This is a genomic window from Mesorhizobium sp. M1A.F.Ca.IN.020.03.2.1, assembly GCF_004023205.1.
In the GTDB taxonomy this organism is placed as follows: Bacteria; Pseudomonadota; Alphaproteobacteria; order Rhizobiales; family Rhizobiaceae; genus Mesorhizobium.
This window is the reverse complement of record NZ_RZSV01000007.1, coordinates 13632-25644: the sequence shown is the minus strand read 5'-3', so window position 1 is coordinate 25644 and position 12013 is coordinate 13632. Positions and strand designations below refer to the sequence as shown.

Annotated in this window: 20 protein-coding genes; all 20 read left to right on the top strand. The window is 63.3% G+C overall.

Features of this window, described 5'->3' with window-relative positions; all coding sequences use genetic code 11:
* The first annotated feature begins 117 nt into the window (after positions 1-117).
* The 20 genes from EOA79_RS02370 (at position 118) to EOA79_RS02275 (ending at position 11999) form a co-directional block, all read left to right on the top strand.
* Complete coding sequence (locus EOA79_RS02370) at positions 118-429, top strand: hypothetical protein (protein WP_128292785.1); 312 nt, start codon at positions 118-120, stop codon at positions 427-429.
* Positions 426-872 carry a hypothetical protein gene (locus EOA79_RS02365; RefSeq protein ID WP_128292784.1) on the top strand — a complete coding sequence of 149 codons (447 nt, stop codon included), beginning with the start codon at positions 426-428 and terminating at the stop codon, positions 870-872. The genes EOA79_RS02370 and EOA79_RS02365 overlap by 4 nt, the downstream gene beginning before the upstream one ends.
* Before the next feature lie 2 nt (positions 873-874).
* Positions 875-1078: a hypothetical protein gene (locus EOA79_RS02360; RefSeq protein WP_128292782.1), complete on the top strand. Its 204-nt coding sequence runs from the start codon at positions 875-877 to the stop codon at positions 1076-1078.
* Positions 1075-1812 carry a hypothetical protein gene (locus tag EOA79_RS02355; RefSeq protein WP_128292780.1) on the top strand — a complete coding sequence of 246 codons (738 nt, stop codon included), beginning with the start codon at positions 1075-1077 and terminating at the stop codon, positions 1810-1812. The genes EOA79_RS02360 and EOA79_RS02355 overlap by 4 nt, the downstream gene beginning before the upstream one ends.
* Positions 1813-1815: 3 nt before the next feature.
* Positions 1816-1980, top strand: coding sequence for a hypothetical protein (locus EOA79_RS32595; RefSeq protein ID WP_164893806.1), 165 nt, complete (start codon positions 1816-1818; stop codon positions 1978-1980).
* Between the two features lie 372 nt (positions 1981-2352).
* A complete protein-coding gene (locus tag EOA79_RS02350; RefSeq protein ID WP_128292778.1) occupies positions 2353-2652 on the top strand; it encodes a hypothetical protein in 300 nt (99 codons plus the stop codon).
* Between the two features lie 22 nt (positions 2653-2674).
* Positions 2675-3025 (top strand): hypothetical protein, encoded by a 351-nt coding sequence (locus EOA79_RS02345; RefSeq protein ID WP_128292777.1) that lies wholly within the window; start codon positions 2675-2677, stop codon positions 3023-3025.
* Positions 2949-4574: a phage terminase large subunit gene (gene terL, locus EOA79_RS02340; protein WP_128292775.1), complete on the top strand. Its 1626-nt coding sequence runs from the start codon at positions 2949-2951 to the stop codon at positions 4572-4574. The genes EOA79_RS02345 and terL overlap by 77 nt, the downstream gene beginning before the upstream one ends.
* A 268-nt stretch (positions 4575-4842) precedes the next feature.
* Positions 4843-5316, top strand: coding sequence for a hypothetical protein (locus EOA79_RS02335; protein WP_128292774.1), 474 nt, complete (start codon positions 4843-4845; stop codon positions 5314-5316).
* A 39-nt stretch (positions 5317-5355) separates the two neighbouring features.
* On the top strand, positions 5356-7584 hold the full coding sequence (locus tag EOA79_RS02330; protein ID WP_128292773.1) for a hypothetical protein: 2229 nt from the start codon (positions 5356-5358) through the stop codon (positions 7582-7584).
* A gap of 13 nt (positions 7585-7597) precedes the next feature.
* Positions 7598-8143, top strand: coding sequence for a hypothetical protein (locus EOA79_RS02325; RefSeq protein WP_128292771.1), 546 nt, complete (start codon positions 7598-7600; stop codon positions 8141-8143).
* Positions 8143-8358: a hypothetical protein gene (locus EOA79_RS02320; RefSeq protein ID WP_128292770.1), complete on the top strand. Its 216-nt coding sequence runs from the start codon at positions 8143-8145 to the stop codon at positions 8356-8358. Before EOA79_RS02325 ends, EOA79_RS02320 begins: the two co-directional genes overlap by 1 nt.
* Positions 8359-8362: 4 nt before the next feature.
* Positions 8363-8575, top strand: a complete 213-nt coding sequence (locus EOA79_RS02315; RefSeq protein WP_128292768.1) for a hypothetical protein — start codon at positions 8363-8365, stop codon at positions 8573-8575.
* Positions 8575-8895 (top strand): hypothetical protein, encoded by a 321-nt coding sequence (locus EOA79_RS02310; protein WP_206639225.1) that lies wholly within the window; start codon positions 8575-8577, stop codon positions 8893-8895. The genes EOA79_RS02315 and EOA79_RS02310 overlap by 1 nt, the downstream gene beginning before the upstream one ends.
* Positions 8892-9101, top strand: a complete 210-nt coding sequence (locus EOA79_RS02305; RefSeq protein ID WP_128292767.1) for a hypothetical protein — start codon at positions 8892-8894, stop codon at positions 9099-9101. The genes EOA79_RS02310 and EOA79_RS02305 overlap by 4 nt, the downstream gene beginning before the upstream one ends.
* Positions 9102-9116: 15 nt before the next feature.
* Positions 9117-9500: a hypothetical protein gene (locus EOA79_RS02300; protein ID WP_128292765.1), complete on the top strand. Its 384-nt coding sequence runs from the start codon at positions 9117-9119 to the stop codon at positions 9498-9500.
* 11 nt (positions 9501-9511) lie between these two features.
* Positions 9512-10420 (top strand): hypothetical protein, encoded by a 909-nt coding sequence (locus tag EOA79_RS02290; protein WP_164893805.1) that lies wholly within the window; start codon positions 9512-9514, stop codon positions 10418-10420.
* An 11-nt stretch (positions 10421-10431) separates the two neighbouring features.
* Positions 10432-10932, top strand: a complete 501-nt coding sequence (locus EOA79_RS02285) for a hypothetical protein (protein WP_128292760.1) — start codon at positions 10432-10434, stop codon at positions 10930-10932.
* Positions 10933-11307 carry a DUF6527 family protein gene (locus EOA79_RS02280; RefSeq protein WP_128292758.1) on the top strand — a complete coding sequence of 125 codons (375 nt, stop codon included), beginning with the start codon at positions 10933-10935 and terminating at the stop codon, positions 11305-11307.
* A gap of 95 nt (positions 11308-11402) precedes the next feature.
* Positions 11403-11999 (top strand): hypothetical protein, encoded by a 597-nt coding sequence (locus EOA79_RS02275; RefSeq protein WP_128292756.1) that lies wholly within the window; start codon positions 11403-11405, stop codon positions 11997-11999.
* Positions 12000-12013: the final 14 nt, after the last annotated feature.

Below are 12013 nucleotides of genomic sequence, written 5' to 3'. Positions count from 1 at the left end.
GGGTACAAAAGTTAAATGCGGGAAAATGTACCCCCTTCGTCACCACCTCAAACCCTTGCTCCACAAGGGATTGAGCATATTTCGTCACCACCCTCGACGGGGGTGGGTACAGCGAAAATGTACCCCCATGTACCCGGTTTTGTACCCCCTGTTGTACCCCCTGAAATCAGGGTCGAAGCGCTGTCATTCGGCACCTATTACGTCGCGGTGTTCCGGCGGGACGGCCAGCCCGACGAGACCCTCGACGGACCGGACGGAAAGCCGCTGCGGTTCGGGAGCGCATCGGAGGCGATCCGAGCCGGCAAGGCGAAGCTGGTGCCCGAGGCGAAGGCGCTGGCGGCTGCCTCGAAGACCTTCAAGGCTGATCGGCTGCGCGATCTCGACGAGGAGCGTGAGCGCGTCTTTGCCAGGTTCCGAGGCGGCGCATGATCGATCCGCGCGTCCAAGCCCTATGCGACGAGTTTTCGGTGCGCATCATCGACAAGAGCCGGTACCCGGGCCCAGGCGAGACGCGCGCGGTCGCGACGCTGTCGAAGATTATCAACCGCCACGGCATCGAGCACGCCCGCTTCGTGATGACGACGCTGGCCGAGACCGAAAACAATAAGAGCTCGCTCGATGCGGCCGCGTTCGGCGCCGCGTCGGATCTGATCCGCGCGAAGCCTGACTGGGCGGATGACGTCAGCAAATGGCTAGCGGTCTGGGACGCCTGCCCGGTCGGCGAACTGCAGGCGCTGGCATACGAGCTCCGCGGCAAGGTCTCGATGCGCGGAGCCCTCGCCGGCCTGATCTATGAACGCTTGTGGCGGGCGTTCGGGCCAAGATCGAGGCAACTGGATATGCTGGACGATCGCCGGCCGGAATGGAGGTGACGATGCTAGTGACCAATTTTACGCGCCGCGCGCTGGCCTATCGTAAGCAGAAGCGCGACTTGCTCGCCCAAGGCTACGAGGAAATTGGTGAATCGGGCGGCAAACTATGGGAACTCCATCGCGGTAAGCGAATGGGGCACCGCATTGTCGCGGCCGTGATCGCGACCGACGGCAAATCCCTCTACGTGAAATGCGAGCCAACATGAATTTCCGCGAAATCCAAGACCGCCTCATCGGCGCCGAAACAATCATGCGGGAATTATCCGAGGGCCGCGTCGGCCCCGCTCCGCTGCGCGCCCAGCAAATCCCCTACATTCATACCCGCACCGATCGCAACGGCTGGGGCAAAATACCCGGCGAAAAGGACAAATTGCGCAAGGAAGATGGCGACGCCCACGCAATATTCCGCCGGGAATTCTGGGAACAATTCCAGCCCGACCCCTCGCCGGCCGAGGTTTCGCGCGCCATCGCCGAAAAGGACTGGATTCTTCTCGTCGACAACGAAGCGGAGCGCCGTGCGCTTCAGGCATGGGTCCGGGCACAAGCCGGTGGACAGAAGTTTCCGCGCTGGTGCAAAAGAATTGAAAATATCCATCCTGAAACCGGGAGACGGCGCAAAAATCGCGCGATTGAGAAAATTCTCGCGCAATTATCCAGCAAATCGAATTTGCATGACGAAATTGCCGGGAAACCCCTGTTGCCCGTTGGCCCGGAAATCGCGGATATTTCGGGCACAATCCCCGATGGCGTGAGCGGAAGAGAAACGGGCCCGAATTCCTGGGCCGCCGATGAGGCTTTCCAGCCTATTTCGTACGCCAGGATCGAAGGCACCAAGCGCGTCGAGGTTGAGGGGGATTTCTCTTGGAGCCAAAAACGCAACGAGTTGCGGCGCCAGCGTGAGGCCAGGCGCAAGAAGAAGCAGGCGGCGAAGGCGGGGTGACAGATGAAGCGCCGGCTCGAAGAACTGCGCGAATATGACGCCTACAATCCGCGCCGTTTCGAGACCTCAGCCGAGCGTCACAAGCGCGAACGCAAAGAGGAACAAGACGACTACCAACGTCGCTGTGAGGAGCGACGGAAGGCGCGCCTCGCCTCGTTTCTCGACTGAATCGGCCCCTCACGCCCGTTTCGTGTCAAGGGACAGCCCGGGTACACGGCGGGTACAAAATGGCCGTTAACTTTTGTACCCCCTCCGAAAAGCTCAACAAAATCAACACCCGAGGGGGTACACACAAAAAGTGATCGTTTGTACCCCTTGCCCGAATCCGATTTTTCGCCACCCTGCACCCATCCTCGCGCGCGCCCCAGAGCCAACCCCTTCATAGGGCTCTGCCCGATGTGGCGAGCGTACAGCGAGCTTGCCACCCTTCGTAGAGCACAGACCTCTCTAGGTTAGCGCTAAGGAAAAAGCGCTCGCTATCGCTCGCTTCATCCAAGGCCTCTTCCATAAATCGCCAACCTCAACCGTCGCGCTGATGCCATGCGCGCCAAGGAGCACAGTCCGATGTCCCTCTTCTCCGCCATCGCCCCGGAAGTGCAGCGCCTCGAAAGCTATATCGAGGGCATCAAAGCTGCCTTCGCCGGTAAAGCCGCCAGCGATGCCCAGACGCAGCAGCTCGAGGCCGAACTCGCCAGCACCAAGGCTGAGCTCTCCCTCGTCCAGGCTTCTCTTGCCACCGCCGAAGCGACCGAAGCTGACCTCACCGCAAAGCTGAAGGCCGCCAATGATGCGCTCGCCGCGGCCGTTCCGCAGGCTGCTGAGCCGGCGCCGGCTGCCTAGAAAATAATCAAAGGCAAAATTTATGCGTGGTGGGGCTCGAAAGGGCGCCGGCCGGCCGAGGGGGGCGGCGACCAAGAAAACCCGAGCGATAGCCGATCGCGAGAGCAAGAAGGGCATCACGCCGCTCGAGGTGATGCTCACCGCGATGCGTGAGCACGCCGCAAAAAAGAACTGGGATGCCGCGGCATCGTTCGCCAAGGACGCCGCGCCGTACATGCACGCCAAGCTGCAGGCGGTGCAGCATTCCGGCCCGGCCGGCGGCCCGATCCCGATCGATCTAACCAATCTCGGTCACGATGACCTCCAGCGCCTCGAAGCTCTCTTCGGTAACCTTGCCGGTCTCGCCGGCGATGATGCTGAAGCTGATACGTGAGGAAAAGGCGCGTCGGGCTGAGATTGCGGAACGGGAAAGGGTAGCGGAGCGCGCGGAGCAGATCCGTGCAAATTGCGGCTCGCTCATGGGCTTCATTCGTGAGGCCTGGCATGTGTTGGAGCCCGCGACCAAGCTCGAGGAAGGCTGGGCGCTCGATGCGGTGTGCGAGCATTTCGAGGCGATCACGCTCGGTGACATCAATCGCCTTCTCGTGAACGTGCCGCCCGGCTTCATGAAATCGCTGGTCGGCGACGTCTTCTGGCCGGCGTGGGAATGGACCATGTTTCCGCATCTGCGGTACGTGGCGTTCTCCTATGCGGCCACGCTGACCTATCGCGACAACGGCCGCTTTCGCGATCTGCTGATCAGTCCCTGGTACCAGCAGATATTCGGGCACGTCTTCGAGCTTCGCAAAAAGGGCGAGGAGCGCGTCACCAACAACAAGATGGGGTTCAAGTTCGCCTCGTCGGTCGAGGGCGTCGGTACCGGCGAGCGCGGCGACCGCGTCATCCTTGACGATCCGCACAACGTGAAGGAAGCGGAATCGGACCTGGTGCGCAAGGAGACGGTGCGCTGGGTTCGCGAGGGCATGTCGAACCGTCTCAACGACATGGAGAAGTCGGCGATCGCCGTCATCATGCAGCGTGTGCACGAGGATGACGTCTCCGGCGCCCTGATCGAACTTGGCGAGTATGAGCACCTGATGATCCCGATGGAATGGGATGGTCGGCGCTACCACACCTCGATCGGCTGGACAGACCCGCGTGCTGACGACGGCGAGCTCGCCTGGCCAGAACGTTTCTCTCGGCGCGTCGTCGAGAACTTCAAGAGCGTGCTCGGCCCATATGGCTATGCCGGACAGTATCAACAGGCGCCGACGCCTCGAGGTGGCGGCATCTTCAAGCGGGATTGGTGGCAGCTCTGGGGCAATCCCGATGATCCACAGGATCCGGAGTTCAAGAAGTTCCCGGCTTGCGAATACATCATCGCCTCGCTCGACACCGCCTATACCGAAAAACAGGAGAACGACTATTCCGCGCTGACGGTCTGGGGCGTCTGGAAGGATCGCAACGGACTGCCGCGCGCCATCCTGATGAGCGCCTGGCGCGATCGTCTGGCGCTGCATGACCTCGTCGAGCGTGTCGCGGCATCGTGCCGGCGCTTCAAGGTCGACAGGCTGCTGATCGAATCGAAGGCGGCCGGCATCTCGACGGCGCAAGAGATCAGGCGGCTGCATTCGAATGAGGGCTACGGCGTCCAGCTGCTCGATCCTAAGGGCGGCGACAAGGTTGCGCGCGCCTATGCGGTGCAGCACCTGTTTTCGGACGGGATGGTCTTCGCGCCCGACCGGGATTGGTCGGACATGGTGATCACGGAAATGGGATCGTTCCCGCGGGCGCCGCATGACGACCTCGTCGACAGCGCGGTGCAGGCGCTGAAGCATCTGCGCGATGTCGGGCTGCTGATCCACGGCGCCGAGATGGCGCAGGAGATCGAAGAAGAGATGCTGCACAAGCCGCATCGAACGCAACCGCTCTATCCGGTGTGAGGCAAGCATGAGCACAGCAGAATCGTTTGTTTGGGTCGCCTTTATGGCGCCCATCATCGTCATGCTCTGGGCATTGGCCGTTGGCTTTCTGCTGCTGCTGTGGAAGCTGGCCAAGTCGTAAATGCCGATCCCCTTCTCGCGGTCGATCACGTACCGCCAGATCGACGCCAGCACCTGGGGCGCCTTCGTCGGGTTCGAGTGCATCGCCACCGGACCGACGGAGCAGGCGTGCCGCGATCTCGTCGCCAGCAGGCATAGGTAGGGCGCAATGAGCGGATGGAAGTCGGAAGAGATCGCCGCCGAGCGTCGCAAGCGCGCCGAGACTATGCTTGGGGCCGCAACGCGCGAGCAACTGATCGACCGCATCGTGGCGCTGGAGACATCGCTCTACAAGATGACGTACTCGCTGAATGAGCTAGACGTTGACGCAGGCCCGAGGTGTAGCGCGTGGATGGTGTCTAAGATGTTCCCCCACCGTTTTCTTGATCGCGAGCAGAACGCCGAGTTCTGCGTCTACGACAAAGAAAAAGGTCATTTCGTCGGCGTGATGGTCAAGACAGACACCATGCACGAGGTTGATTATGTGCTCGATGACAGCGTGCAAATTGACGATGGGTCGAAGCTGCCCGATGACTTCGAAATCCTGAGCGTACACCAATCGGCCATCGCCGCATCGATCTATGGCGGTTCGATCTTCATGGGCGACGTTCGAGAAGCTGCCAAGCTTCTGTGGGGCAAATAGGCCAACATGGCATCGCCGAAACGAGACGCATTGCCAGCAGTGGCGATGCCCAGCGGGCTATTGGCGCCGTCTGCGCTGCGCGCGCCGGAGCCGCCACCGCCTTCGCTGCTCGACGGTCTCGACATCGACATCCAGACCGATGGCCCGACCGACGGCGCTCTGATCGATCCCGCGACCGGCGCCGCCATGATCGAAATGGACGACGGCGGCGTCATTGTCGACTTCAGCCCGGCCGCCGCGACCGACAAGGCCTCGAAGTTCAACGACAACCTGGCCGAGAAGATCGAACAGGCCGAGCTCGACCGCATCTCGGCGGAACTGCTGCTCGGCATTCAAGAGGATGACCGCTCCCGCTCGGACTGGCTGGACACGCGCGCAAAAGGCATCCGGCTGCTCGGCCTCAAGGTCGAGGACCCGAAGTCCAGCGTCGATTCCTCGGTCGCGCTCGAAGGCATGTCGACCGTTCGTCATCCGCTGCTGCTCGAGGCGGTGCTGCGCTTCCAAGCGAATGCCCGCGGCGAACTGCTGCCGGCCGCCGGCCCGATCAAAGTCGGGGACAAAATCCTTGAGACCGGCGATGATGACGAGCTGGCCGAAAGCCTCGAAAGCGACCTCAACTATTATCTGACGACGACGGCGTCGGAATATTACCCGGACACCGACCGGCTGCTGTTCTACGTCGGCTTCGGCGGGTGCGGCTTCAAGAAGGTCTACAACTGCCCGATCAGGCAGCGCCCGGTCTCGGAATCGGTCGACGCCAAGGATCTCATCGTCTCCGATGCCGCGACCGACATGCGCAACTCGCGCCGGGTCACGCATCAGATCCAGATGAAGCCGTCAACGCTGCGCCGCATGCAGCTTGCCGGCGCCTATCGCGATATCCAGCTCGGCACTCCGAACCCGGCCATGCTGAATGCCGTCGACCAGGAGATCGCCAACACGCAAGGCATCGATCCGATCTCGGCAATCCGTGAGGATGATCGCGATTTCACGATCTACGAGTGTTATTGCGAGCTCAACATCAAGGGGTACGAGGACAAGAAGCGCGGCCAGGCCACCGGGCTGGCTCTGCCGTACCGCGTCGTCATCGACAAGGACAGCACCCGGATCCTCGAGGTGCGGCGCAACTGGGCGGAAGACGACGACGCCAAGCTGCCCAAGGTGCCGTTTGTCAAATACCCATTCGTGCCGGGCCTCGGCTTTTATGACATCGGCCTGGTGCACATCCTCGGCAACACAACCAATGCGCTGACCGCCGCATGGCGCGAGATGCTGGATGCCGGCATGTTCGCGAACTTCCCGGGCTTCCTCTATTCGAAGCTCGGCGGCCGGCAGAACACCAACGAGTTTCGCATCCCGCCCGGCGGTGGGGCGCCCATCGAGACGAATGGGCGGCCGATCGGTGAGGCAGTGATGCCGCTGCCGTACAAGGATGTCAGCCCGGCATTCGCCACCCTCGTCGACAACGTCGCCCAGACCGGTCAGCGCGTCGGCGGCACCGCCGAAATCCAGATCGGCGAAGGCAGGCAGGATGCTCCGGTCGGCACCACGCTGGCGCTGATCGAGCAAGCCACCAAGATCATGGACGCCGTGCACAAGCGGTTGCACGCCGCCCAGGCGGAAGAGTTCCAGATGCTGAAGGAGTGCTTCCGGCAGAACCCGGATGCATTCGTGCGCTCGGTCAAGGGCACGCTCAAGTGGGATGCCAACAAATTCGTGCAGGCGCTGGAAGACGCCTCGCTGGTGCCTCAGGCGGACCCGAACACGCCAAGCCACATGCACCGGCTGATGAAGGCGATGGCGCTGAAGCAGCTGCAGGGCGCCTCGCCGCAGCTCTACAACGCGCGGGCCGTCGACGAGCGCGTGCTGCACATGATTGGGATGGATGACGCGGAAACGCTGATGGTGCCGGCGAACCAGCCGCCGCCGCCTAACCCCGAGATCATGAAGGGGATGGCCGAACTGTCGCTGAAGGCGAAGGCGCAGCAGGCCGATGCCGCCAACGACCAGGCGTTGACCCAACTGAAGGGTCAGGAAGTCGCGGCCAAGGTGCAAGAATCGAAGGCGCGCACCGAAATGGAGGCCCGTGATCTGGCGGTGAAGCAGCAGATGCAGCTGCGCGAAAGCCAGGATCAGCACGAAGACCGGCAATCGCGCGAGCGCATCGCGGCCATGGGCGTCGTCTCGGACATCATCAACCATCCGACCGAGCAGGGCGTTGCCGGTGCGGCGGCGCAGAAGTTCGGGGCGCTCCCCGGTTCCAACTAGGAAGGATCAGGCAATGGCAAACGAGATGCGCCGTGAGGCCGACAAGAGCCGCGCGGAGAAAATGCGCAGCATGAAGGTCACGACGGCCGACCTGGATACGGATCAGGGCGCCGGTCATGTTCTTCCCGGCCCCGGTGGCGCTCTGGGCGAGGCCTCGGGCGAGCCTGCCAAGGGCTATAAGCGCGGCGGCCGTGTCGCGAAGAAGGACGGCGGCTGCGTTGAGGGCGGCGAGACGAAGGCCCGGCGCGATCGCGGCAAGTTCGCCAACGGCGGCAATGTCGGCAAGCCGAAGAAGGGCGGCACCACGGTCAATGTGATCGTGGCGAGCGGCCCCAAGAACTCGATGCCGACGCCTGGTGCTATGCCACCGCCCGGCCCTGCCCCGATGCCGGCTCCGGCCGGCGCGATGCCGCCCGCTCCGCCGGCTGGCCCCGCTGCGCCGCCTCCCGGCTTGCCGATGCGCAAGAATGGCGGCCGCGTCTACACGGCCGGCGCTGGGTCGGGCGAAGGCCGGGAGCAGAAGGTCGCAAAGTACGGCAAGAACGCGAGGGCGAAGTAATGCACGCTTCGACGTTCGAATATCTGAAGCCGACCGACGAGCAAATCGAGCGCATGGCGCGCGTCCGCGCCGCCGCTAAGGCGTTTTGCGACGTGCTCGAAGCCGAGTTGCCCGACGGTCCCGACAAGACATCCACTATCCGCAACCATCGTTCCAACGCCATGTGGGCCAACGTCGCGATCACACGCCAGCCCGACGGCACACCCAGGAGTTAGCGAAATGACCACCGCAGTCATCGTGAAAGCAAATCATGGTTGGCCGGTCGACGTGACGCCGATCACTGCCAGTGGCGAGAACGGTCCGAAGTCTCGTGTCTCGGCTGGCGCGGAAGCGACCTTCTATGTCTACGACGGCCAAGACCTCCGCATCCATGAGGTTCAGCCGCACGAGATCGAAGCCGAAAAGGCTGACGGCGTGTCGAGGGCACCTTGATGCCAGTGCACTACTATTTTGATTATCGCTACAACCAACCCGCAGCCAAGTTCTTCGAAGAGAACACGATGGCAACCGACCGCGAAATGCCTCGTTACCAGTGCCACAAGAAGGTGTGGGCGCTAAAGATCGAGAGAGTTGATGAAAGCCAAACGCTGTATCCGGTCGACAAAGGATACGCGCCGATCCGAGTAAGCGACGAATGGCTTGAGCGCTATCGCGGCTCCGATCAGGACCCAGGCTATTACGTGGTCTATGACGACGGCTTTAGCTCCTGGTCGCCGACAAAGGCGTTCGAAGGGGGTTACACGCGGCTGTGACCGCCTCCGCCCTCGACGTGCGCCTGCTCGACCGGGCGCGCAAGCAACTGACCGACGAGATCGACGCCAGGAGCGAGCAACTCGCCCACGGTCTCGCGGCCGATTTCGCCGACTACCGATACCGCTGCGGTGAGATCGCCGGCATGCGCTCCGCGCTCGGCATGCTCGGCGAGATCATCAAATCCATGGGCGACAACCGCTCTTAAACCAGGAAGGACCTTATGGCTGCCAGTAAGCCCCAATCGACCAAGGAAGAGATCCTCGCCGCCATCGGCGACCTCTCCAAGCTGGAAATCATGCACAACCAAATCCTGGTTGGCATCTACATGCGACCGGAAAAGACCGCCGGCGGCATCATCCTCACCGACAAGACGATCGACGAGGACAAATGGCAGGGCAAGGTCGGGCTCGTGCTCAAGACCGGCCCGCAGGCCTTCAAGAGCGACGGCGCCACCGACTTCGCCGGCCAGAGCGTCGCCGAGGGCGACTGGCTGATCTACCGCGTCTCCGACGGCTTCGCGATCGACATTAATGGAACGCACTGCCGCTTACTGGAAGACGTCCACATCAAGGGCCGGGTGAGCGACCCGACCGTGATCTACTGAGGAGCCATCGAATGGCCAAGAACGAACCGAACAAGCCGGAAGACGAGATCGAAGTCGCCGCCGCAGAACCCGGTGCCGATGCCGATGTGACCGTCGAGGCCGCCGCCGAGCCGGCCGCCGAACCGGACTGGAAAGCCCAGTTCGAAGGCGCGCAGCAGAAGATTGCGGAGGCCGAGGCCAAGCGCGCCGAGGCCGAACGGCTCGCCCAGGCTCGTGCCGATGAACTCGACCGCGCCCAGAAGGAAAGCGCAAAGACCCGCTCGGCGGCGGTCAGCGCCGAGATGCTGGCGATCGACAACGCCATCGCCAACACCGAGCATGAGCGCAACGATGCCAAGGCGGCCTACAAGACCGCCATGGAGGCCGGCGACTTCGAGGCCGCCGCCGAGGCGCAGGCGAAGCTCTCCGAGGTCGCTGTCAAGGCGCAGCGCATCAAGGAGGGCAAGGCCGAACTGGAGCGCCGCGCTGAGGCCGCGAAGGTCCAGGCTGACCCGCTGGAGCAGTATGTCGCCCAGCTATCGCCGCAGTCCGCGGCATGGATCAGGAAGCACCCGGAGACGGTTTCGGACACGGCCAAGCGCGATCTGCTGCAGCGGGCGCATTATAAGGCCCTCGGCGCCGGCATCCGCCCAGACACCGACGAGTATTTCCAGCACATGGATGTCGAGATGGGCTATGCGCAGCGCCAGGCCGCCGCTGACGACATCGACGACGATCCACCCCCTGCTCGCACTCCGGCGGCCCCTGCTGCCCCTGTGAGCCGCGGCGGCGCCGCACAGGCCCCGCAGCCTCGCGGCGGCAACGTGGTGCGCCTCACCGCGGCGCAGCGCGAGATCGCTGCGGCTTGCGGCATGACCGACGCGGAGTACGCCAAGCAGCTCCTCGCCATCCAGCGCGAAAACGGCGCGACAACCCACTGAGGATCATCCATATGGAAACCGAAATCGAACGCCGCGGCCCCGGCCGGCCGCGCAAGGAAGATGTTGCCGCACGCGCCGCCGCTCGCTCCGGTCCTATCCGGGAGCGCAAGCGCAAGGGCGGCCAGCTCAACGATCCGTTCCGCGTCGACAACATCCCGCCCGGCACATCCTACGAGTGGAAGCGCGTCACCACCTACGGCAAGAGCGACCCCTCCTACGACATCCTGATGCGCGAGCAGGGATGGGAGCCGGTCGACGCATCCCGTCATCCCGAGCTCGTGGCCGACGGCCACAAGGGCGCCATCATCCGCGATGGCCTCATGCTCATGGAGCGGCCGATCGAACTGACGCAGGAGGCGCGCGACGAGGACCTCGCCGCGGCCCGCGAAGCGATCTCGGTCAAGAAACAGCAGCTGGGCGAAGCACCCGCCGGCACGCTGCCGCGCGATCACCAGAACGTGCGCCCGCAGCTGCGCACCACCTACGAATCGCTCCCGATCGACGACGAATAGATGGCCGCGCGTGGCATTCTCCGCACCGTCGAGGGCGGCCGGCTCATGTTCTGGTGCCCGGGCTGCAACGAGGCTCATGTCGTCACGGTGGGCGAAGGGCCAGGGCCTCGCTGGGGCTTCAACGGCGACTATGCCCGGCCGACCTTTACGCCCTCAGTTGTGGTCCAGAGCGGGCACTACGTGGCTGGACAGGAAGGCAAAACCTGCTGGTGCAAATATAACGCCGAACAGGTAGCGGCGGGAAAAGAGCCGGCACCGTTCAAATGCTCCGTCTGTCATTCATTTGTGACAGACGGTCAAATCCAGTTTCTTGCCGATTGCACCCATGCCTTGGCCGGTCAGACGGTCGAGCTGCACGCCTTCGACGAGAAATAGTTTCGTATCGCCGTGGCAGGCCGCCGCGGCTTCATCCCCGAGTAAAACTGCCGGGCCGGCAGGGAAAACTCTAAACACCCCCAGGAGCACCGCAAATGAGCAATACGTTTGCACCCTTCGGGTTTTCCCAGCATCGCGGCACCGGTTCCGCGCCGACCTACGAGCAGACCCCTCGTAGCATCGCGCTGACCGCCGGCGCCATTTATGCGGGCGACCCGGTTACCAGCCAGGCCGACGGCACCATCGCGCAGTCCGTCGCCGGCACCACTCAGATCGCCGGCATCTTCGTCGGCTGCGAGTATGTCAGCGCAACCCTCAACCGCAAGGTCTGGTCGCCCTATTGGCCCGGCTCCGGTTCCGCGCTGGCGAACACCACCGTCACCGGCTACGTCATCAACGACCCGAACGCGCAGTTCCTCTGCCAGTCGGGCAACGCCGGCTCTCCCGTTGCCGCCACCGATGTCGGCGCCAACATCAACTTCGCCATCGGCACCGGCAACGCGCTGAACGGCCTGTCCGGCGCCTATGCCAACCAGGCGACCATCAACACCACCGCGACCCTGCCCTTCCGCATCGTCGCCCTGGTGACCGCACCGCCCGGATCGAACGGCACCGACAGCGCCTCGAACGGCAACTGGATCGTCGTTGCGTTCAACAACGTCGACACCAAGTCGCTCACCGGCATCGTGTAATAGGGGAGAACGGA